25 protein-coding genes and 3 pseudogenes are annotated in these 24,581 nt (G+C 63.9%); 6 read left to right on the top strand and 22 right to left on the bottom strand.

Features of this window, described 5'->3' with window-relative positions:
* Positions 1 to 47: 47 nt before the first annotated feature.
* The 6 genes from HK436_RS07595 to HK436_RS07570 all read right to left on the bottom strand — a co-directional run bounded on the left by HK436_RS07595 (position 48) and on the right by HK436_RS07570 (position 5,419).
* Positions 48 to 1,076: a glucokinase gene (locus HK436_RS07595; RefSeq protein WP_173188537.1), complete on the bottom strand. Its 1,029-nt coding sequence runs from the start codon at positions 1,074 to 1,076 to the stop codon at positions 48 to 50.
* Between the two features lies 1 nt (position 1,077).
* Complete coding sequence (locus HK436_RS07590; RefSeq protein ID WP_173188535.1) at positions 1,078 to 1,482, bottom strand: methylglyoxal synthase; 405 nt, start codon at positions 1,480 to 1,482, stop codon at positions 1,078 to 1,080.
* Between the two features lie 79 nt (positions 1,483 to 1,561).
* Positions 1,562 to 2,581: a penicillin-insensitive murein endopeptidase gene (gene mepA / locus HK436_RS07585; protein WP_173188533.1), complete on the bottom strand. Its 1,020-nt coding sequence runs from the start codon at positions 2,579 to 2,581 to the stop codon at positions 1,562 to 1,564.
* A gap of 89 nt (positions 2,582 to 2,670) precedes the next feature.
* Positions 2,671 to 3,579 (bottom strand): SDR family NAD(P)-dependent oxidoreductase, encoded by a 909-nt coding sequence (locus HK436_RS07580; protein ID WP_173190023.1) that lies wholly within the window; start codon positions 3,577 to 3,579, stop codon positions 2,671 to 2,673.
* 2 nt (positions 3,580 to 3,581) lie between these two features.
* Complete coding sequence (gene queG, locus HK436_RS07575) at positions 3,582 to 4,727, bottom strand: tRNA epoxyqueuosine(34) reductase QueG (RefSeq protein WP_173188531.1); 1,146 nt, start codon at positions 4,725 to 4,727, stop codon at positions 3,582 to 3,584.
* A complete protein-coding gene (locus HK436_RS07570) occupies positions 4,727 to 5,419 on the bottom strand; it encodes a glutathione S-transferase family protein (RefSeq protein ID WP_173188529.1) in 693 nt (230 codons plus the stop codon). The genes queG and HK436_RS07570 overlap by 1 nt, the downstream gene beginning before the upstream one ends.
* A 148-nt stretch (positions 5,420 to 5,567) precedes the next feature.
* On the opposite strand from HK436_RS07570, the gene HK436_RS07565 reads away from it, so the two are divergent.
* Positions 5,568 to 6,374 (top strand): undecaprenyl-diphosphate phosphatase, encoded by an 807-nt coding sequence (locus HK436_RS07565; RefSeq protein ID WP_173188527.1) that lies wholly within the window; start codon positions 5,568 to 5,570, stop codon positions 6,372 to 6,374.
* Here HK436_RS07565 and HK436_RS07560 read toward each other — a convergent pair whose 3' ends face one another.
* The gene (locus HK436_RS07560; RefSeq protein WP_173188525.1) at positions 6,375 to 7,145 is read right to left on the bottom strand and encodes a sulfite exporter TauE/SafE family protein; all 771 of its coding nucleotides are present in this window, start codon (positions 7,143 to 7,145) and stop codon (positions 6,375 to 6,377) included.
* A gap of 8 nt (positions 7,146 to 7,153) precedes the next feature.
* A complete protein-coding gene (locus tag HK436_RS07555; RefSeq protein WP_173188523.1) occupies positions 7,154 to 8,128 on the bottom strand; it encodes a complex I NDUFA9 subunit family protein in 975 nt (324 codons plus the stop codon).
* 183 nt (positions 8,129 to 8,311) lie between these two features.
* On the opposite strand from HK436_RS07555, the gene HK436_RS07550 reads away from it, so the two are divergent.
* Positions 8,312 to 9,727 carry a sodium:proton antiporter gene (locus HK436_RS07550; RefSeq protein WP_173188522.1) on the top strand — a complete coding sequence of 472 codons (1,416 nt, stop codon included), beginning with the start codon at positions 8,312 to 8,314 and terminating at the stop codon, positions 9,725 to 9,727.
* Positions 9,728 to 9,769: 42 nt separating this feature from the next.
* Here the strand turns inward: HK436_RS07550 and HK436_RS07545 are convergent, their stop codons facing one another.
* The 7 genes and pseudogenes from HK436_RS07545 to HK436_RS07515 all read right to left on the bottom strand — a co-directional run bounded on the left by HK436_RS07545 (position 9,770) and on the right by HK436_RS07515 (position 15,605).
* Positions 9,770 to 10,906, bottom strand: coding sequence for an ABC transporter permease (locus tag HK436_RS07545; protein ID WP_173188520.1), 1,137 nt, complete (start codon positions 10,904 to 10,906; stop codon positions 9,770 to 9,772).
* Positions 10,903 to 11,823, bottom strand: coding sequence for an ABC transporter ATP-binding protein (locus tag HK436_RS07540; protein WP_173188518.1), 921 nt, complete (start codon positions 11,821 to 11,823; stop codon positions 10,903 to 10,905). Before HK436_RS07540 ends, HK436_RS07545 begins: the two co-directional genes overlap by 4 nt.
* Positions 11,820 to 12,763: pseudogene (locus HK436_RS07535) on the bottom strand (HlyD family secretion protein). Before HK436_RS07535 ends, HK436_RS07540 begins: the two are co-directional and overlap by 4 nt.
* Positions 12,760 to 13,436: pseudogene (locus HK436_RS07530) on the bottom strand (CerR family C-terminal domain-containing protein). The pseudogenes HK436_RS07535 and HK436_RS07530 overlap by 4 nt, the downstream one beginning before the upstream one ends.
* A gap of 99 nt (positions 13,437 to 13,535) precedes the next feature.
* Positions 13,536 to 13,934 (bottom strand): Fur family transcriptional regulator, encoded by a 399-nt coding sequence (locus HK436_RS07525; protein WP_173188516.1) that lies wholly within the window; start codon positions 13,932 to 13,934, stop codon positions 13,536 to 13,538.
* Positions 13,931 to 14,758: an iron chelate uptake ABC transporter family permease subunit gene (locus HK436_RS07520; RefSeq protein WP_173190021.1), complete on the bottom strand. Its 828-nt coding sequence runs from the start codon at positions 14,756 to 14,758 to the stop codon at positions 13,931 to 13,933. The genes HK436_RS07525 and HK436_RS07520 overlap by 4 nt, the downstream gene beginning before the upstream one ends.
* Positions 14,748 to 15,605, bottom strand: coding sequence for an ATP-binding cassette domain-containing protein (locus HK436_RS07515; RefSeq protein ID WP_173188515.1), 858 nt, complete (start codon positions 15,603 to 15,605; stop codon positions 14,748 to 14,750). The genes HK436_RS07520 and HK436_RS07515 overlap by 11 nt, the downstream gene beginning before the upstream one ends.
* 106 nt (positions 15,606 to 15,711) lie before the next feature.
* On the opposite strand from HK436_RS07515, the gene znuA reads away from it, so the two are divergent.
* On the top strand, positions 15,712 to 16,737 hold the full coding sequence (gene znuA / locus HK436_RS07510) for a zinc ABC transporter substrate-binding protein ZnuA (RefSeq protein ID WP_173188513.1): 1,026 nt from the start codon (positions 15,712 to 15,714) through the stop codon (positions 16,735 to 16,737).
* Between the two features lie 84 nt (positions 16,738 to 16,821).
* Here znuA and HK436_RS07505 read toward each other — a convergent pair.
* A pseudogene (locus tag HK436_RS07505) lies at positions 16,822 to 17,746 on the bottom strand (histone deacetylase family protein).
* Between HK436_RS07505 and HK436_RS32905 the strand changes: the two are divergent.
* Positions 17,657 to 17,968 (top strand): hypothetical protein, encoded by a 312-nt coding sequence (locus HK436_RS32905; protein ID WP_312860585.1) that lies wholly within the window; start codon positions 17,657 to 17,659, stop codon positions 17,966 to 17,968. The pseudogene HK436_RS07505 and the gene HK436_RS32905 overlap by 90 nt on opposite strands.
* Positions 17,969 to 17,979: 11 nt before the next feature.
* Here the strand turns inward: HK436_RS32905 and HK436_RS07500 are convergent, their stop codons facing one another.
* Positions 17,980 to 18,177 carry a CsbD family protein gene (locus tag HK436_RS07500; protein ID WP_173190019.1) on the bottom strand — a complete coding sequence of 66 codons (198 nt, stop codon included), beginning with the start codon at positions 18,175 to 18,177 and terminating at the stop codon, positions 17,980 to 17,982.
* 61 nt (positions 18,178 to 18,238) lie between these two features.
* Between HK436_RS07500 and HK436_RS07495 the strand changes: the two genes are divergently transcribed.
* Together HK436_RS07495 and HK436_RS07490 are read left to right on the top strand one after the other, a co-directional pair.
* Complete coding sequence (locus HK436_RS07495; RefSeq protein ID WP_173188511.1) at positions 18,239 to 19,234, top strand: Ldh family oxidoreductase; 996 nt, start codon at positions 18,239 to 18,241, stop codon at positions 19,232 to 19,234.
* A gap of 108 nt (positions 19,235 to 19,342) precedes the next feature.
* Positions 19,343 to 19,801 carry a DoxX family protein gene (locus HK436_RS07490; RefSeq protein ID WP_173188509.1) on the top strand — a complete coding sequence of 153 codons (459 nt, stop codon included), beginning with the start codon at positions 19,343 to 19,345 and terminating at the stop codon, positions 19,799 to 19,801.
* 83 nt (positions 19,802 to 19,884) lie between these two features.
* On the opposite strand, the gene rpsA is transcribed toward HK436_RS07490, so the two are convergent.
* The 5 genes from rpsA to HK436_RS07465 form a co-directional block, all read right to left on the bottom strand.
* The gene (gene rpsA, locus HK436_RS07485) at positions 19,885 to 21,582 is read right to left on the bottom strand and encodes a 30S ribosomal protein S1 (protein WP_173188507.1); all 1,698 of its coding nucleotides are present in this window, start codon (positions 21,580 to 21,582) and stop codon (positions 19,885 to 19,887) included.
* A gap of 224 nt (positions 21,583 to 21,806) precedes the next feature.
* Entirely contained in the window at positions 21,807 to 22,481 is a 675-nt protein-coding gene (gene cmk / locus HK436_RS07480; protein WP_244648600.1) for a (d)CMP kinase, read from the bottom strand.
* Positions 22,482 to 22,532: 51 nt separating this feature from the next.
* The gene (locus tag HK436_RS07475; protein ID WP_173188505.1) at positions 22,533 to 23,105 is read right to left on the bottom strand and encodes a dihydrofolate reductase family protein; all 573 of its coding nucleotides are present in this window, start codon (positions 23,103 to 23,105) and stop codon (positions 22,533 to 22,535) included.
* Positions 23,106 to 23,193: 88 nt separating this feature from the next.
* The gene (locus HK436_RS07470; RefSeq protein ID WP_173188503.1) at positions 23,194 to 23,901 is read right to left on the bottom strand and encodes an SDR family oxidoreductase; all 708 of its coding nucleotides are present in this window, start codon (positions 23,899 to 23,901) and stop codon (positions 23,194 to 23,196) included.
* A 41-nt stretch (positions 23,902 to 23,942) separates the two neighbouring features.
* Positions 23,943 to 24,578 (bottom strand): 2-hydroxychromene-2-carboxylate isomerase, encoded by a 636-nt coding sequence (locus HK436_RS07465; RefSeq protein ID WP_173188501.1) that lies wholly within the window; start codon positions 24,576 to 24,578, stop codon positions 23,943 to 23,945.
* Positions 24,579 to 24,581: the final 3 nt, after the last annotated feature.

The raw sequence follows: 24,581 nt of genomic DNA, 5'->3' as shown, positions 1-24,581 counted from the left end.
CGCACAGCCTCATGCAATCGGCAATCCGCAGACCTTCTGACGCCGGGTCAGGCATTTACCCAGTGCCGTCCCTCCATCTCGACGCCAAAGCGTGCCGGCGTCTGGGCATAGGCAGCCAGTCCCGACAGCGCAGCGAGCGGATGGGTGATGACGTAGACGGGCATCGCCTTGACCAGGTCGTTATGCGGCGCCTTGTCCTCGAAAGCGGCGCGGAAGCGGCCGTTCTTGAGGGCCGGAACGATCTTCTGGGCGATGCCGCCGGTAAGGAAGACGCCGCCGCGGCTCATGAAGATCAATGCGAGGTCCCCTGCCAGCCGCCCAAGGCAGGTGACGAAGATGTCGAGCGCTTCCCCGGCGGTCGCGTCGCTGTTGTCCAGCGCGGCGCTGGTGATCTCGGCGGGCGTCGAAAAACGTGGCGTGGTCTGGTCTGCCTTGGCGACCGCCCGGTAGAGATTGACGAGACCGCGGCCGCACAGCATCTGCTCCGCGGAGATACGGCCCTCGATCTTCTCGATATGCGGAAACACCTCGAAATCGCGCGGACTGCGTGGACCGATGTCCACATGACCGCCCTCGCCGGGGACGGGTATCCAGGTGTGTCGCGCATGGACCAGCCCTGCGACGCCGAGACCTGTGCCCGGTCCGAGCACGACACGCCCGGCTGCTGGCTCCGGTTCGCCGCCGCCGATCTTCTCCATGTGCTCGGGCCCGAGCGCGACGACGGCAAGCGCCTGAGCCTCGAAATCGTTGAGCACCAGCACCTCTTCCAGACCGAGCGTCGAGAACATCTGCTTTGGCCTGACCACCCAGTCGCAGTTGGTCAGCTCGATCTCGTCGCCGTCGACGGGCCCGGCCACGGCAAGCACCGCTGACAATGGCAGGATGGACGTGCGGTCGAGGATGGCGGTCTGGATCGCTTCGTCGATGGTCGCGAAGTCCGCCGTCTGAACGATCGGGAATTCCTTCGGCTCGGCATAGGCGTCGACGAGGATCGCGAAGCGCGCATTGGTGCCGCCGATGTCGCCGATGAGAACCGGAAACTTGAGCATGGTGATGGTCTGGTCCTCGCCTGGCATGTCAGCTCCGGTCCCCGTTGCGGCCGTTCGCCTCCATGGCGGTCAAAATGATTTCGGCCGTGGCGACGTTCAGCGCAATCGGAATATCATAGACGATGGCGAGCCGCATCAGCGCCTTCACGTCTACGTCGTGCGGCATTGGGGTCAGCGGGTCGACCAGGAAAATCACGGCATCGACAACGCCTTCGGCGATCAGGGCGCCGATCTGCTGGTCGCCGCCGAGAGGCCCGCTGCGCAGCCTGCGCACCGAAAAGCGCGGATCGGCATCGGCAATGCGGCCGCCTGTGGTGCCCGTGGCGACGATGTCGCAGCCAGCGATGAAATTCGCATGTGTCGTGCAGAAGGCAACAAGGTCGTCCTTCTTTGCATCATGAGCGATCAAGGCAAGGCGCAGGCGGTCGGCCAAGGCGAGGTCCGTAAGGGAAAAGCTAAATCGATTTAGAAATCTCTTATGACCCCGGCGCGCCCGCTGTCAAGGAAACCGCTCAGTCGTAGGGGCGGGGCTGCGGCAGGGGGATCGTCCGTTCGGGCGTTGGCGCAAAGGCGTTGGCCGTGACCGGCGGGGCATTGGTGGTTGCGATCATCGGCGTGCCACGCCCGCTGACGGTTACGGCTGCTTCCGATATCGGCGCCGGCGCGGCAAGCACCGCCTCGCAGGCGGAGGGCAACGAGGAAAGACGCAGTACATCACGCGCCTTGGGTTTGGCTGGACCCTTCGCGGGCCGCCACGGTTCCTCGGTGAACCACCATGCCAGCGACTGGTCGCAGCCCTCTTCACGCGGAACTGCATCCTGCGTCCGGCAGCCGGGCGAGTCGACGGGGCAGCCGATGCGGACATGGAAGTGCGAATCGTGACCCCAGAACGGGCGCACCTTGCGCAGCCAGGAGCGGTCACCGCCGACGGTGTCGCAAAGCTTCTTCTTGATGCCCGGATGAACCAGAATCCGCTCGACATTCGGATAGCTCGCGGCCCGGTGGAGCAACCGGGCATGCGCCGGCGTCCATTTGCGATCGTCCACGTAGAGCGAATTGGGCTGCAGCATGGAGACGAAATCGAGATTCTCGCGTTCGCCTGCCGACAGCCGTCGGTTCGGCATGGGCAGGAACCAGATGTCCGCATCCAGTCCAATCTGATGCGAGGCATGGCCGGACAGCATCGGGCCGCCGCGCGGTTGCGAGACATCGCCTATCAGCAGGCCGGGCCATCCATCTTGCGCGGCCTCGCGCGAGAACCGCTCGAGCAGCGCGATCATTTCCGGATGACCCCAGCGGCGGTTGCGCGACAGGCGCATCGCCTGCCAGTTCGGGCCATCCGTGGCGATCGCCATGCCGCCGGCGAAGCAGCCCTTCGAATAGAAACCGTAAGCCGCGGCCTGCGTGGCGGCCGGCAGGCGTTGTGCGCCGAATGCGTCCTTGGCAAGCGGATCCGCCATCGCACCCGAAACGGCCGCGGCAAACGCGACGACAGCACTGGCAAGATGACGCATAACGGTTGAAAGACGCATGTACCGGCCTCCGGTAATCGATGGATTCACAGATGCCCCAATGCCCGCGCTCTAGCTTGCAGGTGCATGGTTAATCGAATCATAACAGTTCAGTCGCCGATCTTCGATCGTGCGTCCGCGCCCTCGGCATGACCTCGCCATGTGCCGCTCGACCACAAATCGTCAAGGGCCGCGCGGTAATCCGGAAAGCGAAAGCGGTAGCCTGCCTGCTTGATGCGCGCGTTGGCGACGCGCTTGTTCTCGCCATAGAACGAGCGCGCCATGGGTGTCATTTCCGCCTCGTTGAAGGGGATTTCCGGAGGCGGCGCTACGCTCATTAGCGATGCGGCATACGCAACGACATCCTGCGGCGGTGCCGGCTCGTCGTCGGTGACGTTGAAGATGCCGCCCTTGGCTTCCTTCGCCAGTAGCATGGTCGCGCCGGCTATGTCGTCGACATGGATACGGTTGAACACCTGATCCGGCTTGACGATGCGCCGGGCCGTGCCCTTGTCGAGGTTCACGAAGCCGTTGCGGCCGGGCCCGTAGATGCCGGAGAGCCTCAGGATCGCCACCGGAAGGTCCGTTTCCACGGCAAGCGCCAGCCACGCACGTTCGGCTGCGAGCCGCGCCTGCGACCGGCGCGAGACCGGGCGGCATTCGGCGCTTTCATCGATCCAGGCGCCTCCGTGATCACCATAGACGCCGACGGTCGAGAGATAGCCGATCCATCTCAGCGCGGGCATCCGATTGACGATTGTGTCCCGCGCGGCGGCTAGAACAGGATCGACCTCGCCCGGCGCAATCGAGACGATCAAATGCGTCGTTTCGCCCAGTGCCGCCTCGATCTCGGACGACAGCGGGCCACCGTCGAACAGCGCCGGCTCGATGCCGTCGGCGCGCAGTTCCTCGGCCTTGTCCGCCGAACGGGTCGTGCCGGCGACGAATGCGCCGTCTGCAATGGCGCTGCGTGCGATGGCCCGACCGGAATAACCGGCGCCGAAGATGAACAGTCTCATGCTCAATGAACGATACTCCCGATTTCAGCGATCACGTCCCCGTCGGTTTCGCCCGCGCGGTGGTCTGCCATCAGCATTTCGAACGCATCGCCATCGAGCAGGCGGGAGAGCGCCCATACGGCCATGCCGCGCACGAGCGGCGACGGATCGCCAAGCAACGTTTGTACTGGCGGTATCAGGGCTGTCTCGCCTGAATTGCCGGCGGCAACCAGCACATTGCGTATGAAGCGGTCACGCCCGATGCGCTTGACCGGCGAGCCGGAAAAGAGCGCGCGGAACGCTGGATCGTCAAGCTGGAGAAGATCTGCCAGCCGTGGCTCCTTAAGGTCTTCCCGCGCGGTCAGCTTGGCCTCGGATGCCGCGCTGGCGAACTTGTTCCACGGGCAGACGGCAAGGCAATCGTCGCATCCGTAGATGCGGTTGCCGATCGCGGCGCGGAACTCGCGCGGAATCGGCCCCTTGTGCTCGATGGTCAGGTAGGAGATGCAGCGCCGCGCATCGAGCTGATAGGGTGCCGGAAAAGCATCCGTGGGGCAGATCTCGAGGCAGGCGCGGCAGGAGCCGCAATGATCGCGCTCGGCAGCGTCCGGCGAAAGGTACGCGCTTGTGAAAATCGAGCCGAGGAAAAGCCATGACCCGTATTCGCGGCTGACGAGGTTCGTATGCTTGCCCTGCCAGCCGATGCCGGCCGCCTCTGCCAGCGGCTTTTCCATCACCGGCGCGGTGTCGACGAAGACCTTGACGTCCGCGCCGCTGCGCGCGGCGAATTTCTGCGCGATCTCCTTGAGACGTCCCTTGATGACGTCGTGATAGTCGCGATGGCGTGCGTAGACCGAGATTGCCGCGCGCTCCTTGCGCGCCAGAAGCGCCAGCGGATCCGTATCGGGCCCGTAGTTCATCGCCAGCATGACGATCGAGCGCACCTCTGGCCACAGCGCGCGCGGGTCTCCGCGTCGCGCTGCCGTTTCGGCAATCCACTCCATCGTGCCGTGTCTGCCCTTGTCGACATAGTGGGCAAGCCGGCGCGGTGCGAGCGGGACCGAATCCGGACTGGCGACGGCGATCGAATCGAAGCCCTGTCGTTTTGCTTCGAGGTTCAGAAAGTCCCGAAGCCGGTCTTTTGAGACTGGTTTCAGGCCGGCCTTCATCAGAAATCGAGGTCGGCGTAATGCGAAACCGGCGAAAGGCCGCGCACCCGGTCGGCCAGCAGCGGCCTGAAGGAGGGTCGCGACTTCATCCGCGAATACCAGTCCTTGGCTGCCGGATAGTCCGACCAGGAGATTTCGCCGAGATAGTCGAGCACGGAAAGCGTCGCGGCCGCGGCCATGTCGGCATAGGTCAGGCGCGTGCCGGCGAGCCAGTTGCGCGTGCCGGCCAGCCAGTTGGTGTATTTCATGTGCTGGCGCACATTGGCTCTGGCGGCCCGGATCGCGCCGGAATCCGGCGAGCCGCCGCCGTGCTCGCTGCCCATCACGGGTTTCAGCACGCGCTCGCGCACCAGATGGCGGGCAACGTCAGCCTCGGTCTTGACCAGATACCAGTCCACCAGCCTGCGGATTTCCGCACGCGCCAGCGGGTCCTCTACGAACAGCCGCTTGTCCCGCTTGAGGACGCCGCGCGTCTCGTCGACATATTCCGCGATCACCGTGGCGCCGACGATGGGTTCGTCGCTTTCGGCGAGCAGAACGGGAAGAGTCGCGGCGGGATTGAGCGTCAGAAATTCCTTGCGCCGGAGCCAGGGCTTCTCCTCGATCAGCGCCAGTTCCTCGCCATACTCGCCGAAGGAAAGGCGGACGAACCGGCACGCGGGGAAAAGCGGATGATGGAACAGAGTCAGCATGGCACCGGCAAACAGGAATGGTCTGGCCTTTTAGGGCAGCGGGTCTAAGTCTCGAACCCGTTCCTGAGTCGGGCGCGAGGCGGTCTCGTCCTATAGGCGCTCATCCATTTCCTGACAAGCAAGCGGCGCATAAACTGCCGGAGCAGACATGAGCGAACAGACGATCGTCGGGGCCGCGATTCTCGGCATCCTGGAAGGCCTGACTGAATTCATTCCCGTCTCATCCACCGGTCACATCCTTCTGGCCGGCCATTTCATGGGCTTCCAGTCAACCGGCAAGGTCTTCGAGGTGGTCATTCAGCTCGGCGCGATTCTGGCGATTCTGTCTGTCTATTTCGCGCGGCTTTGGGACATGCTCATCAAGCTACCGTCCGACCGTTCCACGCAGGCTTTCGTTCTCGGCATCCTGATCGCCTTTCTGCCGGCCGCGATAATAGGCGCCTTCGCGCACAGCTTTATCAAGGAGGTGCTGTTCGAAAGCCCGATGCTGATCTGCATCACGCTGATTCTCGGCGGTTTCATCCTGCTCTGGGTCGACCGTTGGGCGATCAAGCCCAGATATACCGAAGCCTCCGAGTTTCCGCTGTCGGTCTATTTCCGGATTGGCCTTTTCCAGTGCCTTGCGATGATCCCCGGCACGTCGCGCTCGGGCGCGACGATCGTGGGTGCGCTTCTCCTTGGCGCCGACAAACGGTCCGCAGCCGAGTTCTCGTTCTTCCTCGCCATGCCAACAATGGCCGGCGCCTTCGCCTACGATCTCTACAAGAACCGGGACATCCTGTCGGCCAACGACCTTCCGATCATCGCAACCGGTTTCCTGTTCGCTTTCATCGCTGCGGTCGTGGTTGTGCGCAAGCTGCTCGATTTTGTGTCGCGTCGCGGCTACGCGCCGTTTGCGTACTGGCGGCTGCTGGTTGGGACCGTCGGTCTGGTCGCGCTGCTGATCTGGGGCTGATCAGCCGAGGCCAGAATGGAGGCCGCGCCGGATCATGTCCGCGGCCAGAAGCGTGATGCCTATCCGGAACCAGCGGCGAAACGTTTTCTCGGGCAATTTTTCCAGCCAGGCGCTACCATAGATGGTGCCGAGATAACCCGACGCTACCATGGCAGCGACAAGCGGCAGCCACTGCGCGAACGCGAAACCCGCGAAGCCGAACACCACCACCTTCAGGAAATGCTGGATGGTCATGCCTGCGGCGTGGGTCGCAACCAGCGCCTTGCGGTCGTCCGGCAGGATTTGCGCGAAGAAGGCGGAAAGCAGCGGACCCGTGGCGCCGACGAACATCGTGACCAGCGCGGTGACGGCGCTCCCGATCGCGAGCCCGGCCCGGCCGAGACGGTCGAAGCCGGGTATCCTCGCCCATGTGACGGCGATGATGAAAAGCCCGAGCACCACCTTCAGCGCGGCGTCGGGCAGCTGCACAACCATGGCCGCGCCCGCGGCGGCCCCAAGCAGAGAGCCTGCAAGAAAGGGCCCGAAAATATCGGTACGCACATGCGCGCGCTGGTGCCATGCACGGCCCGTATTGGAACCGAGCTGCACGGCGCCATGTACGGGAATCAGGGCGGCCACCGGCACGAAGACGCCAAGCAGTGCCAGCATCGCGATGCCGCCGCCAAGTCCGAACGCAGCGGTCAGCGCCGACGTGAAGAACGAAGCGACGACGAGCACTGCTGCCGCTGAGGTGCCGATACCTTCCGGCAGGGCGGCGGCGAGCGCGTCCAAGCCGCCGCTCAGGCGGCGTTGGGCTGCGTGAACTGGCCGGCCGGCCTGTACTGCCAGAGATAGGATGGCAGGATTGCATCCATCGCCTGCGGCTTTATGCCGAGCGCCTCGAAGGTCCGGCCTTCCTGCTCCGCCGCCTGCGAAACGACATTGTCGGTGCGCAGCATCTCGACCTGATCACGTGTCAGCAGCGGGTTGGGCAGCAGCCCGAGCAGCGAGCCCTGCAACCGCGCCATGCCCCACGGCACGGAGACCAGCATGCGCTTGCGCTCGATCACCTCGAGCATCTTTTCCATGCACTGCTTGAAGGTCATGGTCTCGGGGCCGCCGAGCTCGTAGATGCGGCCACCCTCGACCTTGCCTTCGACCGAACGCGCGATCGCTTCGGCAACGTCGGCGACATAAACCGGCTGGAACTTCGTGTGACCTCCACCGATCAGCGGCAGTGCAGGCGAGAGGCGCGCCATTGCAGCGAAGCGGTTGAAGAAGCCGTCTTCGGGTCCGAACATGATCGAGGGACGGAAGATCACAGCGTCCGGCATCGTTTCAAGGACCGCCTGCTCGCCGCGCGCCTTCGTGCGCGCGTAGTCTGCAGGCGATTCCTTGCCGGAGCCGATTGCCGAAACGTGGGTGAGCGTCGCACCTTCAGCTCTTGCGGCTTCGGCGACGGCGCGCGCGCCGAAATCCTGCACCGCATCGAAGCTCTGCCGGCCGCTCTCGAACAGGATGCCAACGAGGTTGACCACATGGTCGGCGCCCTGCACCGCGCGATCGACCGACCAGCGCACGCGCAGATTGGCCTGGACCGCCTGAATCTGTCCGACATTGCCAAGCGGCTGAAGGTGTCCGGCAAGGTTCGGGTTGCGAACGGCAACCCGCACCCTGTAGCCGCGCTTTGCCAGCGCGCGAACGACGTGGCGACCGAGGAAACCCGACCCGCCGAAGACGGTGACGAGTGGGGGGACCTTTATGACGGATGTCATCGCTGGCTCTCCAGAAAATTGCCTGTTCAGCCGCTTCTTAATGCTTTCGCGCCCAAAGGCAAAGAGCGCTGTTCGCCGCGGCAAAGTGCTTCAATTCGGTGCATTCGGTACGATTCTGCTTCTCCAGACCGAACCTGACGGTTAAGACGGGACCGATAGAATGCGAACAGGAGAGGGGAGTCGATGCGATTTGTGGTGTGGATGGCCGTGCTTGTTGCGGGTGGGCTGGTCGTTCCGGAAACCGCATTTGCGGCCGAGGGCCTGCCAGGCGATTCGATGTCCCTCCTGTGGGCCATACCATTCGCCGGTATCCTGCTTTCGATCGCCACCGGCCCGTTGTTCTTTCCGCATTTCTGGGAACATCACTACGGCAAGATCGCCGCTTTCTGGGCGGTACTGGTTGTCGTGCCGCTGACCCTCGGTTTCGGCTTCAGCACCGCGCTCGGAGCGGTGCTGCACACGATGCTGCTCGAATACATGTCGTTCATCATCCTGCTTTTCGCGCTGTTCACGATTTCCGGCGGCATTCTGGTTGCCGGCAACATCCACGGCACGCCGCTGGTCAATACAGGTCTGCTGCTGATTGGCGCGATCATGGCGTCGATCGTGGGGACCACCGGTGCGTCGATGATCCTCATCCGGCCGATCATCCGCGCCAATGACGGTCGTAAGCACAACGCGCACGTCATTATCTTCTTCATCTTCCTGGTCTCCAATATCGGTGGCTCGCTGACCCCGCTGGGCGACCCGCCGCTGTTCCTCGGATTCCTGCGTGGCGTCGACTTCTTCTGGACGACGACGCATATGCTGCCGTCCGCGACCTTCATCGTCGTGATCCTGCTTGCCGTCTTCTACCTGCTCGACACGATGCTCTACCGGCGTGAAGGCGAGATGCGCGTTATCGACCCGACTCCGGATTCCCGCGTTCGTATTCGCGGCCTCATCAACGCGCCGCTGCTTGGCGGCGTTATCGCAGCCATCCTGATGTCGGGCATTTGGGATCCGGGCGTCACCTTCATGGTGCACGGGATCGAGCTGGAGCTGCAGAATCTCCTGCGCGACGCCATCATAGTGGTGCTCGCCTTCGTGTCGCTGGCCGTGTCGCGTCAGGAATTCCGGGACGCCAACGGCTTTAACTGGGAGCCGATCCGGGAGGTCGCAAAGCTGTTTGCGGGCATATTCATCTGCATCATCCCGGTGATTGCGATCCTGCAGGCTGGCCTCGATGGCGCTTTCGCGCCCCTCGTTTCGCTGGTTACCGGCGCTGCCGGCCAGCCGGACAATGTCGCCTATTTCTGGCTGACAGGCACCCTGTCGGGCTTCCTCGACAATGCGCCGACCTACCTCGTCTTCTTCGAGATGGCCGGAGGCAACCCGCAGGAGCTAATGACGGTTCTCGCGCCGACGCTGACCGCAATCTCGGCGGGCGCCGTCTACATGGGCGCGCTCACCTATATCGGCAACGCGCCAAACTTCATGGTCTACGCCATCGCGCGCAGCCAGGGCATCGCGATGCCGAGCTTCTTCGGCTACATTCTGTGGTCGGTGGCGATACTGGTGCCGGTCTTCATTCTGGCGACCTTCATCTTCATCGCCTGATCTTGTCGCGGCCGCTGTCTCTTGGCAGCGGCCGCGAGCCGGTCAGTCCAGCGTCCGGCGGAAGCGCGCGAGCGCAATCCCTCCATAGGCGATTATGAACAGGCAGAGGATGACGATTTCCGTCGTCACCTCCGACAGGTTCGCGCCCTTGAGCATCACCGCCCGCACGATGCGCAGGAAGTGCGTGAGCGGAAAGAATTCGCCGATCCACTGCGCCCATTGCGGCATGCCGCGAAACGGGAACATGAAGCCCGAAAGCATGATCGATGGCAGGAAGAAGAAGAAGGTGAGCTGCAGCGCCTGCATCTGCGTCCGCGCCACCGTCGATATGAAATAGCCGAGCAGCACCAGCGACAGCACGAAGATCAGGACGGCTGCAAGAAGCAGGCTGATGCCGCCGACAAAGGGTACATCGAACAGCAGTTTTGCCGCCGACAGCACCACCACGACCTGCACCGAGCCAACAACGAGATAGGGCAGAACCTTGCCGATCATGATCTCGAACGGGCTTGCCGGCATGGCGAGCAGGTTCTCCATCGTTCCGCGCTCGATCTCGCGGGTCAGCGCTATGGAGGTCATCATCACCATCGTCATCTGCAGGATCACACCCAGCAGGCCGGGAACGATGTTGTATTGCGACACGCCTTCCGGATTGTAGCGGCGGTGCACGATCACATCGAGCCGGCTGGCGGCATCCTGCGCCGCCGCGGTCTGCATGCCTCGCTCGCGCAGCAGCGCCTCGTTGGCCACCGTCCCGAGCGTGGAGATCGCGCCGCTGGCGACCGAGGGGTCCGTCGCATCGGCCTCGATCAGGATTTGCGGGTTGTCGCCGCGATCGACGCGCCGGGCGAAGTCGGACGGGATTGTCACCACGAAGACCACCGCGCCGGACGCTATCAGTGACTCGGCTTCCGAAGCACTGGCGGTGACATGATCGAAGCGGTAGTAGCCGGTCGTCTCCAGCGCGGAGACCATGGCGCGCGTGTAGTGATCCTGGCTGACAACCACCAGTGCCGCCGGAAGCTGCTTGGGGTCAGAGTTGATGGCGTAGCCGAAGAGAAGAAGCTGTATCAGCGGCACCCCGAGCATCATCGCGAAGGTGATGCGGTCGCGCCGCATCTGGATGAATTCTTTCATCAACAAGGCGCCGAGCCGGCCGAACGAGAACCGGTCACTCATTGCATGTTGTCCCGCGCGCCGCCCATGAACTGGATGAAGACGTCCTCCAGGCTGGTTTCGCCACGTTCGAACGAGATGCCGTGCCGCTCTTTGGTGAATTCGGAAAGCGAGGTTTCAAGCTTTGCCGCGTCGCTGCCGACGACATGCAGCGTCGTGCCAAACGGCGCGGCCTGCTCGACGCCGAGCAAGGACGAAATCTCCTGCGCCAGCCGATGGACGTCGGGTCCACGCACCACGAAGGTGGTCAGCCCCGCATCGCGCACCACCTCGTCGACCGTCCCGGTTGCCAGCATCCGGCCGTAAGCGATGTAGCTGATGCGGTGACAGCGCTCGGCCTCGTCCATGTAGTGGGTGGATACGAGGACGGTCAGTCCACCCGCCGCCAGCCGGTGAATCTCGTCCCAGAAGTCGCGCCGCGCCTTGGGATCGACGCCGGCGGTTGGCTCATCGAGCAGAAGCAGCTTGGGCCGGTGCATGATGCAGGCCGCGAGCGCCAGGCGCTGTTTCCAGCCGCCTGAAAGCGTGCCGGCGAGCTGGCGGCGGCGCGAACTGAGCCCCAGTTCCTCCAGCGTCCTGTCGACGTGCTCGCCGACCGGCTTCAATTGATACAGCCGCGCGACGAATTCGAGATTTTCGGCGATCGTCAGATCCTCGTAGAACGAGAATTTCTGCGTCATGTAGCCGACCTCGCGCTTGATCTTCAGCGCATCGGTAATCAGGTCGAAGCCGAGCACCTGCCCTTCGCCCTCGTCGGGCGTGAGCAGCCCGCACATCAGGCGGATCGTCGTCGTCTTGCCGGATCCGTTCGGGCCCAGGAAACCGACGATCTCGCCTTCGCGGATGGTCATCGAAACGTGGTCCACGACCGTCTTGTCGCCGAAGCGCTTGACCAGCCCGCTGACCTCGACGGCGTTCATGGCGCGAGGTCCACGTCGACGATCTGGCCGGGTTTGAGGTTGCGCGCGTCGCCTTCGGGCTTCGCCTCGACCAGATGCACGAGCTTCTGCCGGGTCTCCAGCGAATAGATCACCGGCGGTGTGAACTCCGGATCGGGTGAGACATAGCTTACACTGGCCGTCAGACCGTCCGGGCAACCGTCGCAGGCGACAGAAAGGACGCTGCCGACCTCGATCGACGAGAAACGCGGCTCAGGCACGTAGAGCTTGAGCTTGATGCCGCCTTCGGGCAGCAGCGAAATGACCGGTGCGGCCGGTCCAGCGGTATCCCCGGTGTCCTGATGACGTCGTCGACGCGGCCGGCGACCGGTGCAACCAGTGTACGCTTTTCCAGTTTCCATCGCGCCTGTTCCAGCGCCGCCTCGGCGCGACGGACCGCGCCCTCCGCTGCCCGTATGGTCTCTTCGCGTGCAGGCAGGCGTGCCACCTCCAGATTGGCCTCGGCCTGACCGACAGCCGCTTCCGCCTGTTCGAGCGCGGTCTCGTCGCGGTCGAGATCGGCCTGCGTCGCGATGCCCCGCCGGCGCAGGTCGCCCGTTCGTTCGACGACGCGGCGCGCTTCCGACGCCTGCGCCTTTGCGGCGCGCATGGCGGCTTCCAGCACGGCGATTTCTTCCGGTCGTTTGCCGAGTTTCAGGTCGGCAAGCTGCGCCTGCGCCTGGGCGAGCGCAGCTTCCGCTTCGGCGACTGAAATGCGTGCGTCGTCGCTTTCAAGCGTCGCCAGCACCTGGCCGGGCTCGACCCGATCCCCACGCCGCGCGTCCTGCGAAAGGATCTGCGCTGTCTCGATCGGGGCCAACAGTACATATTCACCTTCGACATAGCCCACGGCCAGCGTCGAAGGCTGCACACAGGAGGCCATGAGCCAGGTCGCGAAGGGCACTGCGCAGAGAAAGCTCATGACATGCTCCGCCGCGCTGCGATGGCAGCCTTGATGTTGACCGCGACCGCTTGCGTGATCTTTTGTGTCTCATCCTGGCCGAGCTCCGCCCAGTTCAGACGGCGCATGACCGCTTCGCGGCCGATCCGGAAATAGACGAGCTGGCCGATCATGGTGAAGACGGCGATCTTGACGTCTTCGCTCTCGGCGTCCTCGCCGGTCGCCGTCGCCCAGAAGCGGCAGAGAAGCTTATGAACAGGCTCGAATACGCCATGGTAGATGATGTCGAGCGCCGTCGTCGGGTATTGCAGCTCACGCAGGATGAAACGGACGAAGCCGGCCGTCTCCGGACTTGCGAGCAGGAAGCCGCTGATGCGCTGGATGGCCGCACATAGCTGCTCTTCCGCAGCCGATGCGTCGGCAGGCAGGGGGCGGCCATGATGGCAGGTTCGGCAAAGCCGCGCACCGTCTTCACGATATGCTCCGCGCACGCGTCGCGGAGCGCTTCCTTGCCGCCGAAATGATAGGCGATCGAGCCGATATTGGCCTCGGCCTTCGCCGCTATCTCCCGCGTGGAAGTCGCCGCATAACCCTTTTCTCCGAACAGTTTCAGGCCCGCCTCGATCAGGGCGGCCCGTGTGCTTTCGGCCGATCGGCTCGCGCCGGATGCGTCGCTGTCGCTTTTCATGGCTATAATTTAATCAATCGATTGATTAAAGTCAAGATAAGCCACACGCGCGCCATGCGCGGCGCTGTGATGGCTACAGTAACGATGGATGCAGTGGGTGCGGCTTCAGGCGGCTGCGCAGTTCGCGCAATGGCCGCGGATCTCGATGGGTTTTTCCGCCTTGAAGCCGTTTTCTGCCGACCATGCGCCGAGCCGTTCCCGCACCACGGCATCGGAGAACTCGTCGACCTGTCCGCAATCCTCGCAGATGGCAAAGGCGATCAGCCCGTGCGCGTGACAGTGGGGATGGGCACAGGCAACGAACGCATTCAGCGATTCCAGCCGATGCACGAGACCGAAACCGAGCAGTTTCTCCAGCGCGCGATAGACCTGCAACGGCGCGCGAAACCCATCGCCCCGCAACCGGTCGAGGATGGTGTATGCGGAAAGCGGACCGTCGGCCTTGGCCAGCGTGTCGAGCACCAGCGTCTGGTTCCGGGTCAGGTCCTGATGGGTCGCATTCATGGTACGGGCCTTCCATTGGCGCTGCCGCCACGCTTCAAGAGTCCAGCGTAGGGTAGCAGGCTGAGAAGGAAAAGGGCGAGCGCGGCAACCACGATGGAGGGGCCTGACGGAGTGTCGAACTCCAGCGAGCCGAACAGGCCGGCGATCACGGCCAACGCGCCGAAGAGCGAGGCCATGACGGCCATCTGTTCCGGCGTCGAAGCAAAGCGCCTCGCCGCTGCCGCCGGGATGATCATCAGCGCCGTGATAAGCAGGATGCCGACGATCTTCATGGCAATAGCGATCACCAGCGCCATCGTCACCATGAAAACGAAACGGGAGCGGTCCGGCGCCATGCCCTCGGCGCGCGCCAGTTCCTCGTTGACGGTGGCGGCCAGCAATGGTCGCCAGAGCCACGCAAGGAGGCCCAGCACCAGTGCGCCGCCGCCGTAGATGAGGGCGATGTCGAGGCGCGAGACGGCCAGAATATCGCCGAACAGGAAGCCCATCAGGTCGACGCGCACCCAGGTCATGAAGGCGACCATGACGAGGCCGATCGCCAGTGTCGCATGCGAGAGGATGCCGAGCAGCGCGTCGGTCGAAAGCGCTCCGCGCCGCTGCAGAGCGAGCAGCGCCATGGAGACGAGCATCGCCGCGATGAAGACGCCGACGGTCAGATTGATCTCGAACAGGAAAGCCAGCGCCACGCCCAGCAGGGCGGAATGCGCCATCGTGTCGCCGAAATAGGCCATGCGCCGCCAAACGATCAGACAGCCGAGCGGCCCGGTCGTCAGCGCCAGCCCGACACCGGCCACCAGCGCCCGGCTGAAGAAATCATCGAGCATGGCCGGCCTCGTCATGATGATCGTGGTCGTGATGATGGCCATCGTCGGGGTGGCAATGCTGGGTGACCGACCCGTCTTCGTGCTGCACGCGTCCGTCGGGCAGGTGCGTGTGATCGTGATGGTGCCGGTAGATCGCAAGCGTGCCCGCAGCCCGCGCGCCGAAAAGCTTCTGGTATTCCCGGCTGGCGACCACCGTCTGCGGCGTACCGCGACAGCAGACATGGCCGTTGAGGCAGATCACCGTGTCGGTGCTGGCCATCACCACATGCAGGTCGTGCGAGATTAGCAGGATGCCGCAGCCCGTGCGGTCGCGGATCGCGCCGATGAGTTCGTAGAGCGCGACCTCGCCCGAAAAGTCGACACCCTGCACCGGCTCGTCGAGGACCAGGAGGTCCGGCTTGCGCAGGATCGCGCGGGCAAGCAGCGCGCGCTGGAACTCGCCGCCGGACAATGCCTGCACCTCGGCGCGCGCCAGATGCGCGATGCCCACGGAATCGAGTGCTTCCCTGATCTCCGCCGCAGGATGCGAAGCGGTCAGCGTCATCAGCCTCTCGACGGTGAGTGGCAGGGTCCAGTCGATGGCGAGCTTCTGCGGCACGTAGCCGACGGTCAGGCTCGCCAACCGCTTGACGCTGCCTTCATCCGGCTTGAGCACGCCGATGGCGGTGCGCGCCGTCGTGCTCTTGCCCGACCCGTTGGGGCCGATCAGCGTGACGATCTCGCCGCGGGCAATGTCGAACTCGACGTTGCGCACCAGCCAGCGACCGCCGCGATGCACGCCGGCGCCCTTGAGGCTCACGAGGATTTCGCGGCGTGCCGGCTCGGTGGGATCGGATTTTTTCAGCATCTGCATTGGTCCGGGGGTTGTCAGCGGCATATGGCACAGGTTATAGCGCTTCGCAATGTAATATCATTACATGTCGGGCTCAACGTACCTGAAGGGAGCTACCCCCATGATCCGTCACAAGCTTCGCACTCTCGGCTTCGCAACAGCATCGGCGGCTGTTCTGTGCGGCGGGCCTGCCTGGGCGCTCGATGGGGTCGTGGCGTCCATCAAGCCCGTGCACTCGCTGGTTGCGGCGGTGATGGAAGGTGTGGGCGAACCGGAGCTTTTGGTGAAGGGCGCGGCGTCCCCGCATGCCTATGCGCTGCGACCGTCCGAGGCGCGTGCGCTCGAGCAGGCCAAGGTGGTGTTCTGGGTCGGCGAGGGCATGGAAACATTCCTGGCGGGACCGCTGGAGACGCTGGGTGGCAACGCCCGCGTCGTCGAACTGGTGAAAGCGCACGATCTGGTCGAGCTTGATTTCCGTGAAGGCGGGCCGTTCGAGGCGCACGACCATGGCGACCACGAAGGGCACGACCACGCTCATGGCCATGACCAAGATGATGGAGACGATCATGACGGCGGCGACGATCACGCCCACGAAGGTCATGGGCACGAGGGCCACGATCACGGCGCGATCGACATGCATCTGTGGCTCGACCCGAGTAACGCGAAAGCCTTCGTGCACGAGATCGAAGAGGCGCTGAGCGCGGCCGATCCGGACAATGCTGCCACCTACGAGGCCAACGCCGACGCACTCAACGAGAAGCTGGATGCGCTGATCGCGGAAACCGACGCGGCGCTGGCGCCGGTGCGCGGCAGGGGGTTCGTCGTCTTCCACGACGCCTACCAGTATTTCGAGAACCGCTTCGACATTCAGGCGGCCGGTTCGATCACCGTCAGCCCGGAGGCCATTCCCGGCGCACAGCGGCTGACCGATATTCGGGCCAAGGTTGCCGAGCTTGGGGCAACCTGCATTTTCGCCGAGCCGCAATTCGAACCGCGCCTCATCTCGGTGGTGGCCGAAGGAACGCAGGCGCGTACTGGCGTGCTCGACCCGCTCGGTGCCGACCTGGAGGACGGGCCGGAACTTTATTTCGAACTGATCCGCAACCTCACCACCTCGCTTACCACGTGCCTTGCCGGGGCGAGCTGAGCGCCGCTCGCCGCGCTAGCGCGGCATTATCGACGGCTCCGCCACCCCTTTCTGGAGCCGGCGCAGGCATAGCTTTCAGGCGGCTCAAGCTTCCTCGAAACCGGTCAGCACGCCGACGGCATTGATGCCGATCTCCTCGACAGCATAGCCGCCTTCCATCACGAAAAGGGTAGGTAGCTTCAAACCGGCGATGCGCCGGCCGATCTTCGGATAGTCGCCGCTGATGAGCTTGAAGCGGCTGATGGGGTCTCGCTCGAAGGTGTCGACCCCAAGCGAAACGATGAGCACTTCGGGTCCATAGCCGGCTATCAGGCGGCAGGCTTCTTCGAGAGCTGCGGCCCACTGCACCCAGCTCGTCCCTGCGGGCATCGGAAAGTTGTGGTTGAAGCCTTGCCCCTCTCCTTCGCCGGTTTCGTCGGCATGGCCGAGGAAGAAGGGGTACTCGCTCATCGGGTCGGCGTGGAGGTTCAACACCTGCACGTCGTTGCGAGCATAGAATATCTGCTGCGTTCCGTTGCCATGATGATAGTCAACATCGAGAATCGATACCTTGCTGGCACCGCCATCGAGAAACCGTTGGGCCGCGACCGCAGCGTTGTTGATAAAGCAGTAGCCACCCATGAAGTTTGAGCCGGCATGATGCCCCGGCGGCCGGCACAGTGCAAAGGCCGAGCGTTCGCCGCTGCGGACGAGATCTGCCGCCGTCATGGCGGTGTCGTGTGACGACTTGATCGCGTCCCAGGTGCCCTTCACGAAGGTTGCACCGGCATCGAACGAATAGAAACCGAGCCTTGCTATGATCGAGGTCGGAGGGACGTCGCCACGCAGGCCGCGCGTCGGCCACGAACGGCATGGCGGTACCGCTACGCCCGGATTGCTCCCACTCCGGCCAAACCGTCGGCAGGAAATCCAGGTAGTCGTGGCGATGCACCTTTGCCGCCGTTTCCAGGTCATGCTCCTCGGGCTCGCTGACCGGTCCGAGCGAAACGGTGTTGATGCGTGCGCGAATGATCTCGGCGCGCGAAGGCTTCTCGTAGGCCGGAACGATTCCGCCTTCTTCAAGCTCGACATTGCCTGCATGCCCGGCATGGCGTGGCGAAAAGATCGTTTTCATACAGACCCCGTATCTGGAACCGGACGGGACCTTGCCGCGCTGCTGCGCCGCTGGCAAGCAGCGTTCACCGTACGGCAGGCAAAGAAAAAGCCCCACCAAAGCGGGGCTCCTTCATAAGGCAATTCAGATCAGTGGCGCGAAAGCCAGTCGTCGATCTCGCGCTCCGCTTCGTCTTCCGCCTTGCCGTAGCGTTCCTGCAGGCGGCCAGCGAGCTGGCGGCGATTGCCCTTGATGACGTCAATGTCATCATTGGTCAGCTTACCCCACTGGGTTTGCACCTTGCCCTTGAACTGCTCCCAATTCCCTTCGATCTGATTCCAGTTCATTGTCATCGTCCTTTCTTGAGTGATTTCGATCACTTGGACATATGAAACGGAGAGCGGCGGCATGAGTTCCAGGAATCGTCGGCTGACGCTGCCTGATGCGACCACGCTTGCCCGCCAGGCGTTGCAGCGTGCAGGAGCAAGTCTGCCCGCCGCTGAAGCGCTCGCAGAGGCTACGGTGGCCGCCGAAGCCGCAGGCCAACCCAATGTCGGGTTCGCGCACCTGATCGACCATCTCGAAGCGCTGAAAGCCGGCCGCATCAAGGGCGATGCAGTACCGGTGCTGTCGCGACCGGCGGCGGCCATCTTCCATAGCGATGCGGGAGGCGGCACCGCCCAGCTCGGCTTCGACATCGCGTTCGAGGCGCTGGTGGCCGCGGCACGCGACCTGGGCATCGCGCTCTTTGCCCAGCACAATGCCTACACGTGCGGCGCACTGGGCTGGTTTGCCACAAGGCTCGCGCACGAGGGCCTGGTAGCGATCGCAGCCAGCAACGGCCCGGCGCTGATGGCGGGGTCGGGCGGCACCACGCGCGTGTTCTCCACCAATCCGCTGGCTTTCGCCGCGCCGCGAAGCTCGGGGGCGCCGCTTTTGATCGACCAGGCATCCAGCGAAACCGCCTTCGTCAATGTTCGGCGCGCCGCAAAGGAGGGCCGGCCGATCCCGCCAGGCTGGGCGCTCGACGCCGACGGCAGGCCGACAACGGACGCCGCGGCTGCGGTCAAGGGCGCGCTGCTCGCCTATGGAGGCGCGCGCGGCGCAAACATTGCCCTGATGGTCGAAGTCCTGGCCGCCGGGCTGACGGGTGCCAACTGGTCGCTGGACGCGCCTTCGTTTGTTTCCGGCGACAAGAGCCCGGGCAGCGGCTTACTGGTGATCGCCATCGCGCCCGACCTGCTTGATCCGCAATTCGGGCAACGTCTGGACGGTCATCTCCACCGGCTGAAGGAGAGCCACAATATCCATATGCCCGGCGAGACGCGGGGCGAGGCGGCTTCCAACGCGGCGCGCAACGGCATTGTCATCGAACAGGCGCTGCTGGACCGACTGTTGGCGTGACGACATCGCAGCCGGCGCGGTAAACACTCGATCAACCGTTGTTTATTTGACCGTCAGGCTCATGATTTGCTGATTGTGCACCGCAACATTATCAGCAAGGAGTTTTTCGTGTCCCAATCCGTTTCCCAACCCCATCCCTCGCGGCGGCTTTTGATTCCCGCCCTCGGCAATGTCTATGCACCGCTGCACGAGCTTGCCGAAACGGTGCTGCGTGTTGTCGCCGGGCTCGCCCTCGTGGTCCACGGAGCAGGCAAGATCAGCGAACCCTTCGGCAGTGTCGAGATGGTAGAAGGGTTGGGGTTCTATCCCGGCGTGTTCTGGTCGCCGCTTCTGGCTGCAACGGAATTCTTCGGCGGCATGCTCATCGCGGTCGGCCTGTTGACCAGACCGGCGGCATTTGCGGCCATGATCGTGCTGCTGGTCACCGTCTGGTTCCACTGGATTACCCTCGGCCAGGGCTATATGGGCGCGGAGAAGTCGATCCTCTGGGCTGCGATCTTTTTCTTCTTCGCCATTCGCGGCGCCAATGGCCATTCGGTCGACGCGAGGCTCGGCCGCGAAGTCTGATCACCGGCAACCAATACCCGGACAAGCAAAAGCCCCGCCGGATCGCTCCGGCGGGGCTTTTTGTTCAAATCACTTCAGGACGATCAGTCCTTGGTGGTCTGCTTCTTGAGCGCTGCGCCCAGAATGTCGCCCAGCGACGCGCCGGAGTCGGTCGAACCGTACTGTGCGACGGCTTCCTTCTCTTCGGCGATTTCCAGCGCCTTGATGGAGACCTGCAGCTTGCGGGTCTTCTTGTCGAAGGCGATGACGCGGGCGTCGACCTTCTGGCCGACCTGGAAACGCTCCGGACGCTGCTCGTCGCGATCGCGCGACAGGTCCGAACGCTTGATGAAGGTGTCGATGTCGTGGTCGACGAGCCTGACTTCCAGGCCTCCGTCCTTGACATCGGTGACCTCACAGGTCACGACCGCGCCCTTGCGCAGTTCACCCGAAGAAGCGGCCTCGCCGATGGCATCGCGGCCGAGCTGCTTGATGCCGAGCGAGATACGCTCCTTCTCGATGTCGACGTCGAGCACCTGCGCCGAAACCATGTCGCCGCGGTTGTACTCCTCGATGACCTGCTCGCCCGGACGGTTCCAGTCGAGGTCGGAGAGGTGGACCATGCCGTCGACATCGCCGTCGAGGCCGATGAACAGGCCGAACTCGGTCTTGTTCTTGACCTCGCCCTCGACAACCGAACCCGAAGGATGGTTGCGGGCGAATGCTTCCCACGGATTCTCGAGCGTCTGCTTGAGGCCGAGCGAGATGCGGCGCTTCTGCGGGTCGACCTCGAGAACGACAACCTCGACTTCCTGCGTGGTCGACAGGATCTTGCCGGGGTGAACGTTCTTCTTGGTCCACGACATCTCGGAAACGTGGATGAGGCCCTCGATCCCCGGCTCCAGCTCGACGAACGCGCCGTAGTCGGTGATGTTGGTGACGGTTCCGGTGATCTTCTTGCCGATCGGGAACTTGGTGCCGATGTCCTGCCAGGGATCGCTCTCGAGCTGCTTCATGCCGAGCGAGATGCGGTGCGTTTCCTGGTTGATGCGAATGATCTGTACCTTGACCGTCTGACCGATGTTGAGGATCTCGGTCGGATGGTTGACGCGGCGCCATGCCATGTCGGTCACGTGCAGCAGGCCATCGATGCCGCCGAGGTCGACGAACGCACCGTAGTCGGTGATGTTCTTGACCACGCCCTCGACCACCTGACCCTCTTCGAGGTTCTGGACGATCTCGGAGCGCTGCTCGGCACGGCTCTCCTCGAGCACGGTGCGGCGCGAAACCACGATGTTGCCGCGACGGCGATCCATCTTGAGAATCTCGAAGGGCTGCGGGTTGTGCATGAGGGGCGTGACGTCGCGGATCGGACGGATGTCGACCTGCGAACGCGGCAGGAAGGCGACGGCGCCGTCGAGATCGACGGTGAAGCCACCCTTGACCTGGTTGAAGATGACGCCTTCGACGCGCTCGCCGGCGTTGAATTTGGCTTCGAGACGGACCCAGCTCTCTTCACGGCGGGCCTTCTCGCGCGACAGCATGGCCTCGCCAAGCGCGTTCTCGATGCGCTCGACATAGATCTCGACCTCGTCGCCGGCCTTGAGTTCCTTGGCGCTGGCGCCGAATTCCTTCAGCGGGACGCGGCCTTCGACCTTGAGGCCGACGTCGATGATGGCCATGTCTTTTTCGATGGCCGTGATGAGACCCTTGACGACCGAACCTTCAGCGGAGTGCTCGGCGGAAAAGGACTCGTCGAGCATGCTCGCGAAATCGTCGCGGGTAGGATTTGCGTTGGACATATGTGCTCCTGGAATGCCCGGGCCATATCGGCTTCGTCGGGCGTGCGCCGTGGGTTTGCGTTGCGTCTGGCCTGCCGTGCATCGCGATCCGGCCTGGCGGATCGGCTTGCCGCTTCTGGCGGCATCTCCGGCGCATGACAATGCGGGCGGGCCGGTTTCGACATGAACAAAATGCGCCGCAGGCCCTTCCCTCTTCTGAGAAGACGATGCGTCGCGTCTCGTTGCTAGTCTTCGCTCCGGGCGGCCATGGACGTTTCGACCAGTGTTACCGCCGCCTGGAACGCCGTCTCTATATCCATTTCGCTCGTATCGAGCAAGTGGGCGTCTGGCGCCGGCAGCAGGGGCGAGTCGGCCCGGCCCATGTCACGCGCGTCGCGGCGCTCTATGTCGGCAAGGATGCGTTCGAAATCGGCGGTGCCGCCTCGCGCCTCGATCTCGGCCAGGCGGCGTCGCGCGCGCACCTCGGCGCTGGCAGTAAGATAGAGCTTCACGTCTGCATCGGGGCACACCACCGTGCCGATGTCGCGCCCGTCGAGGACGGAGCCGGGCGGGGTGCGGGCGAATTCGCGCTGTTTGTCGACGAGTACGCGCCGTACGGCGGGAATGACCGCTACCTGCGATGCAGCCTCGCCGATTGCATGCGCCGAAAGCACCTCGCGATCCATGGCCCCAAGGTCCACTTGCCGCGCCGCGGTCTCGGCGGCCGAGGCGTTGTCGAGCGGCAGCCCGTAGGCCAGCATCCGGTGCGCCACAGCACGATAGCTGAGCCCGGTATCGAGCAGGTTGAGGTGGAAGTGGTCGGCCAGCCGGCGAGCGAGCGTACCCTTGCCCGCACCGGCCGGCCCGTCGATGGCGATCAGCAAATCCGGCATCCCGTTCGTTTCGATGCGACCGCGCATAGCCGAATTTTCAACGCGCGGCTATCGGCTTGATGCCGGAACCGGGCATGACTACGGCTGTACGGTCGTGTAGCGCAGCAGCACGATGCCATCGCCGAACTGCTCGTTGCCGGCAAGTTCCAGCGTTGCCGCCACGCCGTCGGGAAACAGCCGCGTACCGCGCCCGAGGATTGTCGGAAAGACCATCAGCCTAAGCTCGTCGACGAGGCCGTGCGGCAGAAGCTGGTGGACGATAGAAGCGCTGCCGAAGATCAGGACGTCGCCGTCGACGCTGGCGCGGATCTTTCGCGCGGCATCGACAAGATCTCCTTCGATCAGGCTGGAATTGGACCAGTCAACGGTTTCGAGCGTCCGTGACGCGACGTATTTGGGAAGGCTGTTGATGCGTGCCGCGTAGCCTTCCGGATCGTTCACCAAGGGCCACACGGCGGCGAACCCGTCATAGGTCACCCGCCCGTAGATCATGGCGTTCGCATCCGCCAGTTCGCGGTGCTTGAAGGCGTCGCCCGTCGGGCCGCGGCTGAACGGACCCGTCCAGTCACCTAGGCCGGAGCCTTCCATGCCGACCGGATCCTGGATGACGCCGTCGAGCGACATGTACTGCGTTGCGATGATGCGTCCCATGATCTTCTCCTCTTGAACCGGTGCGACAGGCAGAGATAGAAAATGGGTGTGGCCGCCAATTACCTCGCGGGTAAGTGCTGGCCGGCCGTCAGGTCGAACGCATCAGTCCGCCATCGATGCGCAGGCTCTGGCCGGTGATGTAGGAGGATTTCTCCGACGCCAGGAAGAGTACGAGTTCGGCCACTTCCTCGCTTCGCCCGTAGCGCTTCATCGGCACGCTCTCGCGGCGTTCTTCCGTCGGGGCGATGCTGTCGATCCAGCCGGGCAGGACATTGTTCATGCGTACGTTGCGCGTCGCGTATTCATCGGCGAAGAGCTTGGTGTAGGCCGCAAGTCCCGCCCGCGCGACCGCCGAGGTCGGAAACATCGCGCTTGGCTCGTCCACCCAGGCCGTGGAGATGTTGACGATAGCGCCGCCGCCGTTCCTAGCCATCAGCGGCGCGACGAGGCGCGTGGCCCGCACGACGTTCATGAAATAGACGTCGAAACCGATGTGCCACTGCTCATCGGTGATCTCCAGGAGCGGCGCGCGAGGCCCGTGGCCGGCGCCGTTGACGAGCACGTCGATCCGGCCCCAGCGATCCATGGCGGCGGTCACGAAACGCTCGAGGTCTTCGCTCGACTGGTTGGAGCCGGTAAAACCCAGTCCGCCCAGCTCCTTGGCCAGCGCCTCCCCTTTGCCCGAAGACGAAAGCACGGCGACCTCGTATCCGCTTTCAGCCAGCTTGCGCGCCGAGGCCGCCCCCATGCCGGAGCCGCCGCCGACCACCATCGCAACCTTGTTGTCGCCAGCCATTGTTCTCTCCTTTTTTCGATTCTCAGTAGAGTTGCCGGCAGTCAGCCGGTCGCCGCCTTGCGGACGATGCCGGTCTCGATCTGATCCAGCCCGGCATAGGGCGCGCGCGTGAATATTTCGGGTTCCTCCAGCCAGGCAAGCAGCATGTCGAAGGCGTCGACACCCCAGAACAGTTCGTCATCCACCGCGAAGGTCGGCACGCCGAAGACGCCGCGGGCGATCGCCTCGTCGGTCAGTGCGCGCAATCGGTCCTTGGCGTTCTGTTTGCCGGCCAAGGCCGGGTCGACGCCGGTACACGCGGCGAAGGCCGCCAGATCGCTTTCATTATCCGGTGCGCGGCCGTCCGAGAAGACGAAGTCGAAGGCTTTGCGCACCGTTGCAAGGTCTGCGTCCGCACCTGCCAGCAGCCGCATGGCTGCCAGGGGATTGAACGGGTGGCGCTGCGGGAAGCGCATTGCCAGTCCGTATTTTTCGCCGAGGAAGCACGAGACGCGATAGGTGTGCAGCCGCTTCGGCGCGATTTCTGCGGGGCCACGCTGTCCCCAATGGGCGAGCAACGGCCCAAGCAGGATCGGCTTCGGCTTTACCTCCACATCTGCCGGCAATTCGCCGAACCGTGCGAGCGCCACATGCGCGAAAGGGGAAATGATGTCGAAATAGAAGTCGATCTGTCGCACGTG

The sequence above is a fragment of the Neoaquamicrobium sediminum genome, from assembly GCF_013240295.1.
Classification (GTDB): domain Bacteria; phylum Pseudomonadota; class Alphaproteobacteria; order Rhizobiales; family Rhizobiaceae; genus Aerobium; species Aerobium sediminum.
Note: the sequence above shows the minus strand (reverse complement) of the source record. Positions and strands in the feature narration are given on the sequence as shown.